Source organism: Dyadobacter arcticus (assembly GCF_011762185.1).
Lineage (GTDB): Bacteria > Bacteroidota > Bacteroidia > Cytophagales > Spirosomataceae > Dyadobacter > Dyadobacter arcticus.
On sequence record NZ_JAASQJ010000003.1, the window covers coordinates 739,613 to 755,375 of the forward strand.

18 protein-coding genes are annotated in these 15,763 nt (G+C 43.2%); 10 read left to right on the forward strand and 8 right to left on the reverse strand.

Annotated features, from left to right (window positions below; translation table 11 throughout):
* Positions 1–4: 4 nt before the first annotated feature.
* A complete protein-coding gene (locus FHS68_RS16605; RefSeq protein ID WP_167272081.1) occupies positions 5–619 on the reverse strand; it encodes a deoxynucleoside kinase in 615 nt (204 codons plus the stop codon).
* A 190-nt stretch (positions 620–809) separates the two neighbouring features.
* On the opposite strand from FHS68_RS16605, the gene trhO reads away from it, so the two are divergent.
* Entirely contained in the window at positions 810–1,796 is a 987-nt protein-coding gene (trhO, locus tag FHS68_RS16610; protein WP_167272082.1) for an oxygen-dependent tRNA uridine(34) hydroxylase TrhO, read from the forward strand.
* Here the strand turns inward: trhO and FHS68_RS16615 are convergent.
* Entirely contained in the window at positions 1,793–2,293 is a 501-nt protein-coding gene (locus tag FHS68_RS16615; RefSeq protein WP_167272084.1) for a GNAT family N-acetyltransferase, read from the reverse strand. The two genes, trhO and FHS68_RS16615, sit on opposite strands and share 4 nt — an antisense overlap.
* A 113-nt stretch (positions 2,294–2,406) precedes the next feature.
* On the opposite strand from FHS68_RS16615, the gene surE reads away from it, so the two are divergent.
* Together surE and FHS68_RS16625 are read left to right on the forward strand one after the other, a co-directional pair.
* Positions 2,407–3,174 carry a 5'/3'-nucleotidase SurE gene (surE, locus tag FHS68_RS16620; protein WP_167272086.1) on the forward strand — a complete coding sequence of 256 codons (768 nt, stop codon included), beginning with the start codon at positions 2,407–2,409 and terminating at the stop codon, positions 3,172–3,174.
* 14 nt (positions 3,175–3,188) lie between these two features.
* A complete protein-coding gene (locus tag FHS68_RS16625) occupies positions 3,189–4,754 on the forward strand; it encodes a GH3 family acyl-acid amido synthetase (RefSeq protein WP_167272089.1) in 1,566 nt (521 codons plus the stop codon).
* Positions 4,755–4,760: 6 nt separating this feature from the next.
* Here the strand turns inward: FHS68_RS16625 and FHS68_RS16630 are convergent, their stop codons facing one another.
* Together FHS68_RS16630 and FHS68_RS16635 are read right to left on the reverse strand one after the other, a co-directional pair.
* On the reverse strand, positions 4,761–5,375 hold the full coding sequence (locus FHS68_RS16630; protein ID WP_167272091.1) for a LysE family translocator: 615 nt from the start codon (positions 5,373–5,375) through the stop codon (positions 4,761–4,763).
* 1 nt (position 5,376) lies between these two features.
* Positions 5,377–5,931 (reverse strand): NUDIX domain-containing protein, encoded by a 555-nt coding sequence (locus FHS68_RS16635; RefSeq protein WP_167272094.1) that lies wholly within the window; start codon positions 5,929–5,931, stop codon positions 5,377–5,379.
* 38 nt (positions 5,932–5,969) lie between these two features.
* Between FHS68_RS16635 and FHS68_RS16640 the strand changes: the two genes are divergently transcribed.
* Positions 5,970–6,983 carry a cation diffusion facilitator family transporter gene (locus FHS68_RS16640; protein ID WP_167272096.1) on the forward strand — a complete coding sequence of 338 codons (1,014 nt, stop codon included), beginning with the start codon at positions 5,970–5,972 and terminating at the stop codon, positions 6,981–6,983.
* A 24-nt stretch (positions 6,984–7,007) separates the two neighbouring features.
* The gene (locus FHS68_RS16645) at positions 7,008–7,931 is read left to right on the forward strand and encodes a sugar phosphate isomerase/epimerase family protein (RefSeq protein WP_167272099.1); all 924 of its coding nucleotides are present in this window, start codon (positions 7,008–7,010) and stop codon (positions 7,929–7,931) included.
* A 176-nt stretch (positions 7,932–8,107) separates the two neighbouring features.
* Here the strand turns inward: FHS68_RS16645 and folE are convergent, their stop codons facing one another.
* Complete coding sequence (gene folE, locus FHS68_RS16650) at positions 8,108–8,797, reverse strand: GTP cyclohydrolase I FolE (RefSeq protein WP_167272102.1); 690 nt, start codon at positions 8,795–8,797, stop codon at positions 8,108–8,110.
* On the reverse strand, positions 8,757–9,173 hold the full coding sequence (locus FHS68_RS16655) for a 6-pyruvoyl trahydropterin synthase family protein (RefSeq protein WP_167272105.1): 417 nt from the start codon (positions 9,171–9,173) through the stop codon (positions 8,757–8,759). Before FHS68_RS16655 ends, folE begins: the two co-directional genes overlap by 41 nt.
* Before the next feature lie 346 nt (positions 9,174–9,519).
* Between FHS68_RS16655 and FHS68_RS16660 the strand changes: the two genes are divergently transcribed.
* The 5 genes from FHS68_RS16660 (at position 9,520) to FHS68_RS16680 (ending at position 14,478) form a co-directional block, all read left to right on the forward strand.
* Positions 9,520–10,743: a sugar MFS transporter gene (locus FHS68_RS16660; protein ID WP_167272107.1), complete on the forward strand. Its 1,224-nt coding sequence runs from the start codon at positions 9,520–9,522 to the stop codon at positions 10,741–10,743.
* Positions 10,744–10,746: 3 nt separating this feature from the next.
* Positions 10,747–11,829, forward strand: coding sequence for a mevalonate kinase family protein (locus FHS68_RS16665; RefSeq protein WP_167272110.1), 1,083 nt, complete (start codon positions 10,747–10,749; stop codon positions 11,827–11,829).
* Positions 11,830–11,908: 79 nt separating this feature from the next.
* Positions 11,909–13,912, forward strand: coding sequence for a (E)-4-hydroxy-3-methylbut-2-enyl-diphosphate synthase (ispG, locus tag FHS68_RS16670; RefSeq protein WP_167272113.1), 2,004 nt, complete (start codon positions 11,909–11,911; stop codon positions 13,910–13,912).
* Between the two features lie 33 nt (positions 13,913–13,945).
* A complete protein-coding gene (locus FHS68_RS16675) occupies positions 13,946–14,125 on the forward strand; it encodes a DUF6728 family protein (RefSeq protein ID WP_167272116.1) in 180 nt (59 codons plus the stop codon).
* Complete coding sequence (locus FHS68_RS16680) at positions 14,122–14,478, forward strand: MmcQ/YjbR family DNA-binding protein (protein ID WP_167272119.1); 357 nt, start codon at positions 14,122–14,124, stop codon at positions 14,476–14,478. Before FHS68_RS16675 ends, FHS68_RS16680 begins: the two co-directional genes overlap by 4 nt.
* Positions 14,479–14,558: 80 nt before the next feature.
* Here FHS68_RS16680 and gldC read toward each other — a convergent pair whose 3' ends face one another.
* Positions 14,559–14,900, reverse strand: coding sequence for a gliding motility protein GldC (gldC, locus tag FHS68_RS16685; RefSeq protein WP_167272128.1), 342 nt, complete (start codon positions 14,898–14,900; stop codon positions 14,559–14,561).
* A gap of 58 nt (positions 14,901–14,958) precedes the next feature.
* A complete protein-coding gene (locus tag FHS68_RS16690) occupies positions 14,959–15,687 on the reverse strand; it encodes a DUF4197 domain-containing protein (RefSeq protein WP_208408334.1) in 729 nt (242 codons plus the stop codon).
* Between the last annotated feature and the right edge of the window lie 76 nt (positions 15,688–15,763).

Genomic DNA, 15,763 nt, shown 5'->3' on the forward strand with positions numbered 1-15,763 from the left:
ACAGTCAGATATAAAACAGCTCTTTGTTCAGCAATGTTACGATGTGCTTGAAATCATCTGCATTGGCTGCAAAATCCATTTGATTCACATCAATTTCCAAAATTTTCCCATGATCGTAGTTTCGGACGAAATCATCATAATAATGATTGAGGCTTGACAAATAATCTGTGGAAATATCCGCTTCGAAATCCCTGCCCCGCTTTTTGATCTGCGAAACTAACTTTGGAATATCCGCTTTAAGATAAATAAGCAGATCGGGCTGGGAAACCGTCCTGATGATCGATTCAAATAACAAAAGATAGGTTTGATAATCCCTTTCCGTCATCACCCCGGATTCGTGAAGGTTCCTTGCAAAAATGAAAGCATCTTCATAAATGGTCCGGTCCTGAATGATCGTGGCATAAGTTGTCGCCCGTATCGTCTGCACCTGGGCGAACCGGGTATTCAAAAAGTATATCTGAAGATTGAATGCCCAGCGATCCATATCCTGATAAAAATCGGCCAGGTATGGATTTCCCTCCACTGCCTCATACATCACCTCCCATTTGTAATATTCGCCCAGCATTTGGGTCAATGTGGTTTTTCCTGCGCCGATATTACCAATAATGGCGATGTGCATAAAGAATGGTGTTAAAGTGAACGGGATGAGTGTTGCAAAAATATGGATTTCGACGGACGTGATGCCCGGGAGCAACTGCTTTTTTTGATTTCCGTTAAACTGGTCTTCTTCGTATATTTGCGGCAGATTTGGAGTATTTGGGCCGCGTTGGATTGTTGTACACCTGTTATGAATTTAATAAATTGAAGCAATGAAGCCTTACCGGGTTATTTTATATTATTGTTACTCGCCTATCGCCGATACTGAGTCTTACCGGGATGAACATCATGTTTTTTGCGTTCAAAACAACTTATTGGGGAGGATCATCATTGCCCCTGAAGGTTTAAATGGGACCGTATCTGGTACTCCCGAAGATTGCGATGCTTACATGCATTATGTTCGCTCAGACGCACGTTTTGCCCATGTTCAGTTTAAAATTGAAGAACATGATACGGTTGCTTTTCAAAAATTACATGTGCGGGTTAAAGATGAAATAGTCAACTCCGATCTGGGGGTTGATCCACTTGTTCGCACGGGAAAACATTTGGAACCATCTGACTTCAAAAAGCTTATCAATGATCCCGATGTGGTGTTGGTCGATATGCGTTCCGATTATGAGCATGAAGTCGGGAAATTCAAAGGGGCGATCACATTTGACATGCATAACCTGCGGGAGCTTCCGGATCATGTGCATGAAATTGAACATTTGAAGGATAAAAAAATAGTTACGTATTGTACAGGTGGCATTAAGTGCGAAAAAGCAAGCGCTTATTTGCTGGATCAGGGATTTAAAGACGTTTACCAGCTTCATGGTGGTATTATTCGGTACGGACTGGAAGAAGGCGGGGAGAATTTTGACGGTAAATGCTATGTGTTTGATAACCGCATAACTGTGGAAGTGAATAGCTTAAATCCGACAATTATATCGACTTGCTTCATTTGCAATGAATCCTGCGACCGGATGATCAATTGCGCCAATGCGGAATGCAATACGCACGTACCTGTTTGCCACAAATGCGGAGATGAAATGGAAGGTGCCTGTTCCCCGGAATGCAAGGCCCATCCGGGAAAGCGAATTTATGACGGTACCGGCTATTATGTAAGCCAAAGCAACCATTATCATCCATTGCAGGGATTGAAAAGCCAGAAAAAGAATATAAAGAAACTGAAATTGGCGGAAAGACCCGCTTCGGTTTAAGTACGATCCAATTGTTTTTCCAGGATGAAGTCATTCATCCAGTACGGGCCAATGGGAATGTCTTTTTCAGCAACTACCTCATAACCCATGCGTTCATAAAAGGTTTTAGCCTTATTGAATTTGTTTACATTCAGAAATAATACTTTCCCGCCAGCCAATCTGACGTAATTCTCTGCCTCTCCCAGCAAATATTTGCCTGCACCGGATCCTTGTGAAGATGGAAGCAGATAGATTTTATGTAACTTAAATTTTCCAGATTTCTCTTCCGAAACGGATGCGAAGCCCTCAGGTCGACCATCATTCAGTATGATCATAAAGTGCTGGCCCTGGTTAAATTGCTCCGTCAACGCTTCATGAGAATATATTTTTTCGAACATATAATCGATTTGTTCCTTGCTAAGGATTTCACCGTAAGTTGGTTCCCAAGTTTTTTCCTGGATGGCGATAATGTCCGGGATGTCATCCAGGGTGGCATGCTTTATTGTGAATGAAGGCATATTGCGTAAATTTGACTCTCAAAACTGCAAATAAATATTTTATCCACTCAAAAACCACATTACTTCGTCCGAGTCCAAACCCTCTCATTCTGACTGCTGGCAAGTAGAATTCTATGAAACCCCTCATTTTAGTAACTAATGACGACGGAATAACATCCAAAGGAATCCGAACACTGGTAGATGTAATGAAATTGCTCGGAGAAGTCATTGTTGTAGCGCCAAATAGCCCTCAGTCCGGAATGGGCCACGCAATTACAATAGGCGAACCGTTAAGGCTTTATTCCACACATATTTTTGAAGATGTAGTTGAATATGAATGTTCCGGTACGCCAGCCGATTGCGTTAAGATCGCTAAACATTATGTTTTGCTGGACCGCAGGCCCGATTTGGTAGTGAGCGGTATTAATCATGGAAGTAACAATTCTATTAATGTTCTTTATTCCGGCACAATGTCCGCAGCGATCGAAGGGGCGATTGAAGGAATTCCGGCCATTGGTTTTTCACTTTGTGATTTCCGGGAAGACGCCGATTTCAGTCATTCAATACCTTTTATAAAATCAATTACAGAAGCTGCGTTGGAAAATGGCATACCCAACGGCATTGCGTTAAATGTCAATATCCCCGCCAAGGCCGATCTGCCGATCAGAGGAGTAAAAATTTGCAGACAAGCGCACGCCAAATGGCAGGAAAAGTTTGATTACCGGGTTGATCCCAACGGAAGAGGGTATCTTTGGATGGCGGGTGAATTTGTCAATTTTGACACTGAAAAAGAAGATACCGACGTATGGGCACTGGATAACAATTATGTTTCAGTGGTGCCGTGTCAATATGATCTGACAGGATATGAGGCTGTAAAGACGCTATCAACCTGGGATTTGTAATTTAAAACTTAGCTATGGCATTAGTAGGGAGTTTATTAAAAAAAGGAATTCATTTTAGCAATATTGTTGCCAATCGCAGAAAAGCGAGCCTTCATCAGCAACAGAAAAAAACACTGGCCAAACTTTTGGCCAAGGCACGATATACCGAATTTGGTGAAAAATATAATTTCGACGAACTGTTATCCTCCATTCTTTTTGGTGAAAAGGGTTCGTTTTACGAGCAGTACAAACAGGCTGTCCCCATTTACGATTATAATAAAATCTTCAATGAATGGTGGCACAAATCGCTTGAAGGGGAAAAAGACGTGTGTTGGCCTGGCGAGATCAAATATTACGCATTAAGTTCAGGAACCTCGGAATCCGCCTCGAAACACATTCCGGTCACCAAAGCAATGTCCAGGGCAATACAAAAGACAAGTATACGGCAAATTCTTTCCTTGGGCCACTACAAAGACCTCCCCAACGACCTTTACGAAAAGGGTTTTCTAATGCTTAGCGGGAGTACCAATCTGAATAATCAGGACAAACATTTTGAGGGGGACCTGAGCGGGATACAGATTAAACAGATCCCTTACTGGTTCCGTCCATACTACAAGCCAGGCCAAAAAATTGCGGCACAGCAGGATTGGGGACTGAAATTGGAAGAAATAACTAAGATAGCACACGAATGGGACATTGGTTTTATTGTCGGCGTTCCGGCCTGGATACAGTTGTTGATGGAAAAGATCATTGCCTATTACAATGTGAAAACCATCCACGATATCTGGCCTAACTTGCAGGTTTTTGCCCATGGTGGCGTGTCTTTTGAACCATACCGCAAGGGGTTTGAGAAACTATTGGCACGACCACTGATTTACATCAATACATATCTAGCTTCCGAAGGTTTCATCGCCTACCAGACCAGGCCGGGCGCTCAAGGCATGGAACTGGTTTGCGACAATGGGATATTCTTTGAATTTATCCCTTTCAATGAGGACAATTTCGACTCCGACGGCACCATGTTGCCAAATACTGAAACGTTGATGATCGACCAGGTGGAAGAAGGTAAGGAGTATGCGTTACTCTTGTCCACCTGCTCGGGAGCCTGGCGGTACCTGATTGGCGATACCGTGAAGTTTGTCGATAAAACGAGGGGTGAAATCGTCATCACGGGCCGCACAAAGCATTACCTCAGTCTTTGCGGAGAACACCTTTCCGTGGATAACATGAACAAGGCCATTGATTTGGTTTCTGATGAAATGGGGCTTACCGTGAAAGAATTCACTGTAAGCGGCGTGGAATACGGCACCATGTTTGCCCATCACTGGTACATTGGCGTGGAGGAAGATAATGTGGACACGGAAATGATCAAGAAAAAACTGGACGCCAGATTGGCCGAACTCAATGATGATTATGCCGTAGAGCGGCGCCATGCTTTGCAGGAAGTGCTGGTGACCGTACTTCCAAACGAGGCTTTCTACGCCTGGATGAAATCAAAAGGAAAATTGGGTGGCCAGAATAAGTTTCCACGCGTCTTCAAAAATTTTCTGATCGATGACTGGAAAGGGTTTTTGAAAAGTAATGGCTACATTCCTGAATAGCCGACTTCACTGCAAAAAATTTGTATAGGCAATCTGACAGGCGATGAGAATGAAAACCACGCCTGTCACTTTGTTGAAAATAGTGACCACTTTTGGGGTAAAAACCCTTTTCAATCTGTGTGCAAACACTGCCATTGCACATTCTACCAAAAATACAACTATCACGCTCGCTCCGAAAAAAAACAGCACCTGATTTAGATCATAGTGCAAATTCGTCCGGATGTATGAAGCAATGGTTACCCAGCTTATAAAATTCACCGGATTGAGTCCGTTCAGCAGGAAACCGGTAGTAAAGTAGTAAACCAGATTACCCAGACTTGTTCTTGGATATGCAATCTTCGGCTGGCCTCTGATCAGGTTATTTAAGCCAAGAACGACCAGGAAAATGATGCCTGTCCCAGCCATCCACTTTCTGAAATCCGGAATGTCGGGTAACAACGCTGTGCCGAAAATTGCGAAAAAAACGAATACGATATCGCAGACAAACACGCCGAAAGCGATCTTGATACCTGTCCAATAGCCATTATCCACGCTATTTTGAACCAGAGAAAAAAAGACGGTGCCAAATGTCAGGCATAAAGCCAATCCGGTAAGCGTTCCATAAAATAAGGATTGCAGCATGTCAGATACCTTTCAGACGGGCTGTCATTAAAATGGCACAAACCGAGAGCGAATCAGTAATTTCTGACTTCATCACCATATCTACCGCATCTTTAAGCGATACCTTCCTTACCTGCAAATCTTCGGTATCTTCTGGCTCGGCATTCATTTGTGTTAATTCTTCTGCTATATACAGGAAACCTTCCTCGTTTGTGGCAGAATTGGAAGTGTGAATTCGGGCTAGCTTCGTCCATTTTGCTGCTAACAGACCTGTTTCTTCTTTGAGTTCCCGTTTGGCAGCTTCCAGTACATCCGTTCCAAGCAAGCCGCCGCCTTCCGGAATTTCCCAGGAATATTCGTCAATTGCATACCGATATTGTCCGACGAGATAGATATTATCCTCCTCATCCAAAGGAATCACACCGATTGCCTGGTTTTTGAATTTTACCAATCCATAAATTCCCTTATTACCGGACGGGTTAATGACATCGCGATGACTGAGTTCCAGCCAGGCGTTTTCGTAGACCGTCTCCGAAGAAAGTGTTTTCCAATTATTTTCAGTGGATATAACCCGCATTTTCTTAGTAATTTTAACTCCCGGACTTCTATTCAACGATGCAAATAAACCAAAATAAGCTAAAACAACGTCTCATCCTGCTTTCTTTTGTAGCAAGCATTCTGCTGACGGGCTTGAAGTTTTTTGCATACTATATTACTTCTTCCAATGCAATTTTGAGTGATGCGCTGGAATCCATCATCAATGTGATCGCCAGTGGTTTCGCATTTTATAGCATTTACCTTTCTTCTCAGCCCAAAGATAGGAACCATCCTTACGGGCATGGCAAAGTTGAATTTTTCTCAGCGGGTGTCGAAGGAGCATTGATCATCATTGCCTCCCTGTTTATCAGCATTGAAGCTGTTCAGAAATTACTCGATCCTCAGCCTATCCAAAACCTCGCACAAGGATCTGTGTTTATTCTCTTTACCATTTTTGTGAATACGGCAATTGGGTATAAACTGCTGGTTGAAGGCAAAAAGGTCAATTCCCTCGCATTAGTTGCCGACGGACGCCACCTGATGACCGATAGCATCAGCAGCGTCGTTCTTATCCTCAGTGTTGGCCTGATCATGCTAACCGGATTTCTCTGGATTGACAGCCTGGCGTCTTTGTTATTTGGTATTTTTCTGGCATACAACGGTTATCAGCTCACCAGCAAGTCGGTAGCAGGCCTGATGGATGCGGTTGACGACGATCTGCTGGAAAAAGTAGTCCAGACGCTTCGCGACAATAAAAAACCGGACTGGATTGATGTGCACAATTTACGGGCGCAACAATATGGCTCCGACCTGCATATCGATTGTCATTTAACCCTGCCTTATTACTGGGAACTTCAAAAAGTACATGAAACAATTCATAACTTTGAAAACGTCCTTAAAAGTAGCCACTCCGGCGAAACGGAGGTTTTTGTCCACGCCGATCCCTGCCTTTACCAATGTTGTTATTTTTGCAAGATAGACAATTGCCCTGTCCGGCAGCATGCATTTGTACAGGATATTGATTGGGACGCCGCCAAGCTGGTCAAAAATGAAAAGCTCTATACTGATGCCCAAATTCACATTCAAGAATAACCATAAATCTAAATTCTAACCAAAATGTACGTTTCCCGTCGCGACTTCCTGAAACAAGCCGGAGCCACTGCGCTAGCCGCTTCCGCCTTTACTGATCTGTTTGCCGAGCAGGCAGCCAAAAAATTATGGTTTGACATTTCACTTGCCGAATGGTCACTCCACAAGGCCCTGTTTGCGAAGAAATTAGCCAACCTCGATTTCCCTGAATTAGCTAGAAAAGAGTTCGGTATCTCCATTGTTGAGTATGTAAACCAATTTTTCAAAGACAAAGCCGAAGACAAAACGTATCTCGCCGATTTGTTGAAAAGATCAAAAGACAATGGCATTACCAATCACCTGATCATGATTGACGGTGAAGGCGGCCTGGGCGAGCTGGATGCGGCTGTTCGTAACAAAGCAGTGGAAAATCATTACAAATGGGTTGAAGCTGCCAAATATCTTGGCTGCAAAACGATCCGCGTCAACGCATTTGGAAAAGGTACCAATGAAGAAATCGCCAAAGCTGCGGTGGAGGGGCTTGGTAAACTGGGAGAATTCGCAAAAAAGACGAATATCAATGTAATTGTCGAGAACCATGGTGGTTCTTCGTCCAATGGTCAATGGTTATCGGGCGTGATGAAGCAGGTTGACATGAAAAATGTGGGCACATTACCTGATTTTGGTAATTTCTGCATTACCAGAAAAGCGGGCGGCTGTGAAGAATCGTATGACAGATATAAGGGAACAAAAGAATTGATGCCTTTTGCAAAAGGTGTAAGCGCTAAAACCTACGATTTCGATGAAAAAGGAAATTGCATTGAAACGGATTATACCAAAATCCTTAAAATCGTAAAAGACAGCGGTTTTAAAGGCATTGCAGGCATCGAATACGAAGGAAGCAAACTTGGTGAGTATGAAGGTATAAAGGCTACAAAAGCGTTGCTTGAAAGAGTTGGACCGACTGTTTAGAAATTATCCCGCTGGCCTGACCTCATTTTTGTCACACTGAGCGCATTTGTCATACTGAGCGCATTTGTCATACTGAGCGCATTTGTCATACTGAGCGCATTTGTCATACTGAGCGCAGTCGAAGTGCTCATACGCCCTGTAAATGCACTTCGACTGCGCTCAGTGTGACAATCTCCTTACATCCCCAAATAGCTCAAAAACTCCTTTTTCGTCGCCTCTTCCTGGAATTTACCTCCATAATAAGCTGTAACCGTTGAACTTCCAGAATCCCTGATCCCTCTTGACTGTACGCACATATGCTGCGCGTCAATCACGATGGCAATATCCTCTGTTTGAAGTGCTTGTTTCAATTCATTTGCGATTTGTACGGTCAGTCTTTCCTGAACTTGCGGGCGTTTTGAGAAATACTCCACGATCCGGTTCAGCTTTGACAAACCAATCACTTTCCCGCTGGAAATGTACGCCACATGCGCCTTTCCATATATGGGTACAAAATGATGTTCGCAATTGGAAAAGACCGAAATGTCCTTCTCCACTAACATTTGGTCATACTTATATTTATTATCAAAAAGCGTTATCGAGGGCTTATTTTTAGGATCCAAGCCGCTGAAAACCTCTTTGATAAACATTTTTGCCACCCTTTTAGGCGTTCCTTTAAGGCTGTCATCAGTCATATCAAGACCGATAATCTCCATGATGTGGCGAAAATGCTTTTCGATCAATTCAATTTTCACCTCATCCTCCAAAGCAAAAGCATCTTTGCGCATGGGTGTCTCAATGGAAGAAAATACGTGATCATCACCCATCTCTTCTATCTCTAAAAAGTCAGTCGGCTGGATATTCGACAAAGTTCCGTTCTGTTTCATATAATCTAACTTTCAGGATCAGACCTGAATCAATTTTTGGTCTTAGGATTGAATAAATAACGATCGCTATATTTTCAGCTGAGGGATTAAGGCTACTAAACTCCGCAACGTCAAGATTTAAATTTTTGTGATCAAAACGGTCGATCACTGATTCCTTCAAAATGGCGCTAAGGACTTTCATATCAATTACATAACCCGTTTCAGGATCAACTTCGCCGGTTACCTGAATGATCAGTTCGTAATTATGGCCATGAAAGTTGGGATTATTGCATTTACCGAAAACCAATTCGTTCTTTTCATCCGACCATTGCGGATTATGAAGACGATGAGCCGCATTAAAATGCTCCTTTCGGAACACTGCCACCTTTTGCACCATATAATAGTTGTCTTAAATTTAAATCTGCCTTAAAATGTCGTAACAAAGTCTGTGTCCAACACATTTAAAGGCTCCGAGCCTGAGTGAAAATGCTCATAGGAGTCACTTGCTATCGGTTAACAGCGTAACCGATGATTTTGGTTCACTCGATTTTGAATTGGTAAAAATGATCTGTTTCAGTACAACCAATTTTAATTTATAAAAAAAATAAAAAACTCGAAATGGAATGTAAATTGCGAACATTATTGGCCTAGGGCTGGCCTTTTCAGTAAATTTTGAGTACTCTTTATAAAAATACCATATTATATATCTTTCAACCCTGACCAAATAATCAATCAGAACCTAAATGAACAAAAAGAATAGTTACCTGGCCCCCCTTTTAATCATCGGTGTTATTTTCTTCATAATGGGTTTCGTCACTTGGGTTAACGGAACTCTGATTAGTTTCTTCAAAAAAGCATTCAGCCTGGATAACACCAGTTCTTACCTCGTCACTTTTGCATTTTTCATTTCCTATACCTTAATGGCCGTCCCTTCTTCCTTTGTGTTGAAGAAGACAGGTTTTAAAAATGGCATGTCACTGGCATTGCTTGTGATGGCCGGAGGAACATTAATTTTTATTCCCGCCGCCGAAATGGCTTCTTATCCGCTGTTCCTGGTTGGTTTGTTCACGATTGGAATTGGTTTAACTGTTCTTCAAACAGCTTCCAATCCTTATGCAACCATTCTCGGACCGAGGGAAAGTGCTGCGCAGCGGATCAGTTTTATGGGTATTGCCAATAAAACAGCCGGGGTGATCAGCCAATTGATCTTTGGTAAACTTTTACTTGCAGGGGCTTCTTCCGTCGACCCAAAGGATGAATTGGACAAGGTCGTGTTTCCCTATATTATCCTCACGGCAGTTCTGGTTGTTCTGGCGTTGGTAATTCGCTTGTCCAAAGGCTTGGTTGAAGTAAGTGAAGAAGAGGAAGAAACGCCTTCTGCTGAGACACTGGTAACGGTTACGAAAACCAGTATTTTCCAGTTTCCCAATCTTGTTTTAGGTGTCATAGCCCTGTTTTGCTACGTCGGCGTGGAAGTGATAGCAGGGGATACGATTATTAATTACGGCGTCTCACTCGGATTTCCCGAGGAAGAAGCCCGGCTCTTTGGAACATATACCCTTTATGGAATGATGTTTGGGTATATACTTGGCGCCTCACTAATCCCAAAATACGTTTCTCAGCAAGCCTATCTCAAATTCTGCGCAGTTCTTGGTCTGCTTGTTACACTTGTAGCCCTTTTCACCACAGGATTTACGTCGGTCGTCTGCATCGCCATTTTGGGTTTTGCAAATGCGGTGATCTGGCCTGCATTATGGCCGTTGGCATTAAGCGGATTGGGGAAATTTACCAAAATAGGTTCTGCACTTCTTGTAATGGGTATCTCCGGAGGTGCTATCGTTCCGCTTCTATATGGCGGCATTGCAGATTCCATTGGAAGTACCCAAAAAGCCTATTGGATCATGATCCCCCTGTACATTTTTATTCTCTACTTCGGGCTTGTTGGCCACAAAAAGAAAAGCTGGTAGTTCATGACGATTTCAACTCCCGGTCGCATTTGTTTGTTTGGTGAACATCAGGATTATCTTGGATTACCCGTCATCGCAGCTGCTATTTCGCGAAGAATTAGCATTGAGGGAAATTATCGCAATGATGACAAAGTGATCCTGCATCTCCCGGATCTAGGTTTAAAAGAAGCGTTTTCATTAAGAGATACTTTTCCGTATGTGGTGCAGCGGGACTATTTCCGCAGCACGATCAATATCTTAAAGAGGAAAGGCCTGCTATTTTCCAAAGGTTTTGAATGTGTCATTCACGGGAACATTCCCATCAACTCCGGTACTTCCAGCTCTTCCGCATTGATTGTTTCGTGGGCTCATTTTTTGGATAAAATGAGTGATAACCCAATGAATTTCTCTCAAAAGGAATTGGGAGAAATTGCCAATGCTGCCGAAGTGCTCGAATTTGGCGAACCAGGCGGTATGATGGATCACTATTCCACGGCAATTGGTAATGTGATTTACCTTGAATCCACGCCCATCATTCATGTGGAAACGCTCAGGCCACAACTCGGAACGTTCGTGCTCGGCGATTCATTGGAGCCAAAAGATACATTAGGCATTTTGGCCCGTTGTCGTTATGGGATGGAAGATGTGATCAGGAAAGTAACTTCCTACGATCCTTCATTCTCCATTTTCACCACACCTTTTGAACAAACACCTGACTATAAAAGCCAGCTGACAGAAGATGAGCTAAGCCTTTTGTGTGCCAACATTGAAGACCGTGACATCCTGCTTCAAGGCAAAGAGCTATTATCTGAAAATGACAATGAGCCTGTCAATGAGCTGTTTGATGAAATTTTCGGCGACCTTTTATATAAACATTACAAAAATCTACGCGACCACAAACGCACCTCAACCCCCAAAATCGAAAGAATGATGAATGCGGCATTGAATGCCGGTGCTTTGGGCGGAAAAATCAATGGGTCCGGCGGGGGCGGATGCATGTTCGTATATGCGCCTGCCCGTACCGAAGAAGTGGCTGAGGCCATTGAAAAAGAAGGTGGAAAAAGTTACATCATTACAGTCGATTCTGGAACACGCGCTGAAGCTTAGTCATTAAATGCACGATTGTAATTCCGATTGTGTTTTTGTTTTAAGACCTTTGTGGCATACATTGTAGCCAATACAATCCATGACAGTGATTACAGCTTCAGAACAAAAAACCAATCTTTACTGTCCATCGCTGACAGCATATAAGCGGCGCGAAACCATTACCATCAACATCGGGGATATTCCAATGGGCTCCGCCTACCCTATCCGCGTTCAATCCATGACGACCGTGGATACAATGGATACGCAAGGTTCGATTGATGAAGTAATCAGGATGGTGGACTCTGGCTGCGAGTATGTTCGTATTACTGCACCAAGCGTAAAGGAAGCTCAAAACCTCGAAAATATTAGAAATGGACTGCATAAGCTCGGCATTTATGTGCCGCTGATTGCAGATATTCATTTTACACCCAATGCGGCGGAACTCGCCGCCCGCATTGTTGAAAAAGTCCGTATAAATCCGGGCAATTATGCCGATCGCAAACGCTTTGAGATCATCGATTATACGGACGCTTCCTACGCCGCCGAACTGGAAAGAATCAGGGAGAAATTTATTCCGCTGGTCAGAATCTGTAAAGAATATGGTACTGCCATGCGCATCGGTACCAATCACGGTTCTCTTTCCGACAGGATCCTGAGCCGTTATGGGGATACACCGCTGGGAATGGTGGAATCCGCATTAGAGTTTTTACGAATTTGTGAAGAATTCAACTATTACAATATTGCGCTTTCCATGAAATCCAGCAACACGCAGGTCATGGTGGAAGCCTATCGATTACTCGTTCAGCGGCTGGATCAGGAGGGTTTGAAACCATACCCCTTGCATTTGGGGGTTACCGAGGCTGGTGAGGCGGAAGATGGCCGGATTAAATCTGCTGTCGGGATTGGTACTTTACTGGAAGATGGAATTGGGGATACCGTCCGCGTTTCGCTAACCGAAGCGCCGGAAAAAGAAGCGCCCGTTGCCCGCGATCTCATTGAACGTTATACCAGCCGCTTACCGCATGACTTTATTGAACCTGTTGATCAATGTCCGATCAATCCTTTTCAATATGTCCGGCGGGATACGAGAGACGTGTATAATATTGGGCATTTGAATGTGCCGAGGGTTATTGCGGATTATTCTAAAATTGAGATTCAGAGCCTTGATGATTTAAAAAGCATCGGACATTTCTTTTTACCTGTCCCGGATAAGTGGGCAATGAATGACCAGGGAGCGGATTATATATATACCGGCAAAAACCCGGCTCCATTCATGCTACCAAATGGCCTGAAAGAAATTCTTGATTACGAACAATGGAACATTCACGCAGATCGAAATAACAAATTTCCTTTATGGTCAATAAATGCCTGGAATGAAGCAGTTAACGTTTCCAATCAGTTAAATTTTATCGAAGGAGACATCCACTCTTTTGACCAAGATTTTTTAGAGAAAGTAAGCGACAATAATAACGTCGTGCTCATCGCGCAAACTACCAATGCACACGCAATGCCCGAGCTGCGAAGGTTTTTTTATACGTTGACGAAATTGAAAATTAAAGTACCGGTTATTATTTGCCGAGCATATTCAACCAATCTGGGCAATAAGCTTACCTTGTATTCTGCAACGGATATTGGTGGGTTATTGGTCGATGGATTTGGCGACGGTACATTGTTGTCCCCGATTTTCACCGAAAACGCTGAAAAGAGCGAACGAATAAAATCGGCTGCTGCATACAATTCAATCGCATTTGGCATTTTGCAGGCTGCGAGGACTAGGATGTCCAAGACAGAGTATATCTCCTGCCCTTCCTGCGGCCGCACATTATTCGATTTGCAGGAAACTACCGCAATGATCCGCAAGCATACTGAGCATTTGAAAGGTGTAAAAATTGGCATCATGGGGTGTATCGTAAATGGTCCGGGTGAAATGGCCGATGCGGATTACGGATATGTGGGTATGGGAAAGGATAAAATTGCTTTATACCGCGGGCAGGAAGTGATCAAAAGGTCCGTTACTGCCGCCAGGGCGGTGGAAGAACTGATTGAGCTAATCCGCGAAGACGGCAGATGGTTTGAACCTAATGAGCGTGAAATATTAGTTTGAGAATGTGATTAGTGGCGATTTAATCGAAATAACATGAAAAAATACTTCCAACTGGGTGATGTGTTCTATTACTTCATCCGGGTCTTCAAGAAAAAAGACCCCAATGCACCCGATTCCTTTAACCTTCGCATGATGCATGGGATCAACCGTATCTCCATCGTCATGTTCCTGATTTGTCTAATTGTGATGATTGTCAGAGCCTTAACAAGATGAACCTCGAAACCCTGCGTGATTACTGCCTGAAACTGCCTGGCGTGAAGGAAGAGCTTCCCTTCGGACCCGATACGCTGGTATTCAAAGTAATGGGCAAAGTGTTTTTGTTAACGCCGATGGACACAGTGGCCGACCAATTCAACGCCAAATGTGATCCTGAAAAAGCGGAAGAGCTAAGAGAAAAATATCCGGACGTAAAGCCCGGATATCATATGAATAAAAAGCATTGGAACACGGTGTACGTGACTGGTAACATTCCTAGCGAAACGCTATTTAGTTGGGTAAAAGATTCTTATGACCTGGTAGTAGCAAGTCTGCCGAAGAAAGAGCAGGCAGCCCTATTGTCACACTGAGCGCAGTCGAAGTGCGCTGCTGGCAAGTACCGCACTTCGACTGCGCTCAGTGTGACAAGGTCGCACAGTGTGACAATCTACTACTTCGCCGCTTTCATCTCTTCATCCAAACGCTTACTAAGCGTTTCGCAGACGCCTTCTATCAAATCTGCCATGCTTCTGTCGTTGGTAGCGGTAAGTAAAGTATCTGCAATACCGCTCATTAATTCAATGTAAAACCGCTTCATTTCGAAAACTTCCATATCCTTTGTCCAAAGGTCAATTTTCAATGTTCCCCGGTGATAATGGTCCCAAACTGCTATTGCAATTGCACGTGTATCATTAATTCCTTCATTCGGATTGTCGGTAGCTTCCCAAAATATCTTTTCCGGTATGTTTTTATCGTCAAGCTCAACAGTGAAATGTATTTCTGATTTTTTCATAGAAGGTTTAAAATTTTCACAAAAATAAGCAATCGAGGTTACCGGATACTTTTATGTCCTAATTTCCTGATTTGCTAAACACCTTTTTAAGCAGATCATTTACCCTTGCAACAGGATCCTCGCGGATTTTTTTCTCTTCCTGCGCAATCAAAGTATACAGTCCGTCAATGGTTTTTTGTGTCGCATATTCTTTCAAATTAGGATTTACCTTTTTACCCAGCGGTAACTGATTGTAGGTGCTGACAAGGTCTTTATAGTATTCCGTGGCCTTGTTCAGGTTCAAAGTGCTATCCACAACCGGGAAAAAAGTTTTAAACAAGTCCTCATTTGTTGTCTTCTTTAAATACTGCGTGGCCGCATCATCCTGGCCTTTTAGGATACCTAACGCATCAGGCACCGTCATCGAAGTGATGGCCTTGACAAAGATTGGCTTTGATTTTTTAGCCGCATCTTCCGCTGCTCGGTTTAATGACAGAGTAAACCTATCCACTTCCGCTCCAAGTCCCATTCTCCGCAATGTCTCGGCAACTTTTTGTGCCTCAGGCGGAACCGCAATCTTGATTAATTCATTTTTAAAAAAGCCATCTACCTTTGAAGCTTCCGCGGAACCGTTGCTTATCCCGATGTTTAAAGCCTCTTTCAATCCCTGAACAATTTCGCTCTCGCCAAGCCCTGTATCATTCTTCCCACTGACCTTATCCAGTACTTTTCCTAAATTGATTTGAGCCGTTGCAGCAGTGCCGTAAACGGTCAAAAATAGGATGATTGCTAAGATTTTCTGTTTCATTGCAATTGGTTTTGTAATTAATTGACTATGCTTCAAACGTACTCAATAACGATTAATTTTACTTATTTTTGGGAAA

What these genes read in the sequence shown, in the direction of transcription:
- FHS68_RS16645 (WP_167272099.1), top strand. Translation starts at nt 7,008, where the DNA reads ATGTACGTTTCCCGTCGCGACTTCCTGAAACAAGCCGGAGCCACTGCG.
- FHS68_RS16605 (WP_167272081.1), bottom strand. Translation starts at nt 619, where the DNA reads ATGCACATCGCCATTATTGGTAATATCGGCGCAGGAAAAACCACATTG.
- FHS68_RS16680 (WP_167272119.1), top strand. Translation starts at nt 14,122, where the DNA reads ATGAACCTCGAAACCCTGCGTGATTACTGCCTGAAACTGCCTGGCGTG.
- FHS68_RS16675 (WP_167272116.1), top strand. Translation starts at nt 13,946, where the DNA reads ATGAAAAAATACTTCCAACTGGGTGATGTGTTCTATTACTTCATCCGG.
- FHS68_RS16655 (WP_167272105.1), bottom strand. Translation starts at nt 9,173, where the DNA reads ATGGTGCAAAAGGTGGCAGTGTTCCGAAAGGAGCATTTTAATGCGGCT.
- gldC (WP_167272128.1), bottom strand. Translation starts at nt 14,900, where the DNA reads ATGAAAAAATCAGAAATACATTTCACTGTTGAGCTTGACGATAAAAAC.
- FHS68_RS16660 (WP_167272107.1), top strand. Translation starts at nt 9,520, where the DNA reads ATGAACAAAAAGAATAGTTACCTGGCCCCCCTTTTAATCATCGGTGTT.
- folE (WP_167272102.1), bottom strand. Translation starts at nt 8,797, where the DNA reads ATGAAACAGAACGGAACTTTGTCGAATATCCAGCCGACTGACTTTTTA.
- surE (WP_167272086.1), top strand. Translation starts at nt 2,407, where the DNA reads ATGAAACCCCTCATTTTAGTAACTAATGACGACGGAATAACATCCAAA.
- trhO (WP_167272082.1), top strand. Translation starts at nt 810, where the DNA reads ATGAAGCCTTACCGGGTTATTTTATATTATTGTTACTCGCCTATCGCC.
- ispG (WP_167272113.1), top strand. Translation starts at nt 11,909, where the DNA reads ATGACAGTGATTACAGCTTCAGAACAAAAAACCAATCTTTACTGTCCA.
- FHS68_RS16625 (WP_167272089.1), top strand. Translation starts at nt 3,189, where the DNA reads ATGGCATTAGTAGGGAGTTTATTAAAAAAAGGAATTCATTTTAGCAAT.
- FHS68_RS16635 (WP_167272094.1), bottom strand. Translation starts at nt 5,931, where the DNA reads ATGCGGGTTATATCCACTGAAAATAATTGGAAAACACTTTCTTCGGAG.
- FHS68_RS16640 (WP_167272096.1), top strand. Translation starts at nt 5,970, where the DNA reads ATGCAAATAAACCAAAATAAGCTAAAACAACGTCTCATCCTGCTTTCT.
- FHS68_RS16690 (WP_208408334.1), bottom strand. Translation starts at nt 15,687, where the DNA reads ATGAAACAGAAAATCTTAGCAATCATCCTATTTTTGACCGTTTACGGC.
- FHS68_RS16630 (WP_167272091.1), bottom strand. Translation starts at nt 5,375, where the DNA reads ATGCTGCAATCCTTATTTTATGGAACGCTTACCGGATTGGCTTTATGC.
- FHS68_RS16665 (WP_167272110.1), top strand. Translation starts at nt 10,747, where the DNA reads ATGACGATTTCAACTCCCGGTCGCATTTGTTTGTTTGGTGAACATCAG.
- FHS68_RS16615 (WP_167272084.1), bottom strand. Translation starts at nt 2,293, where the DNA reads ATGCCTTCATTCACAATAAAGCATGCCACCCTGGATGACATCCCGGAC.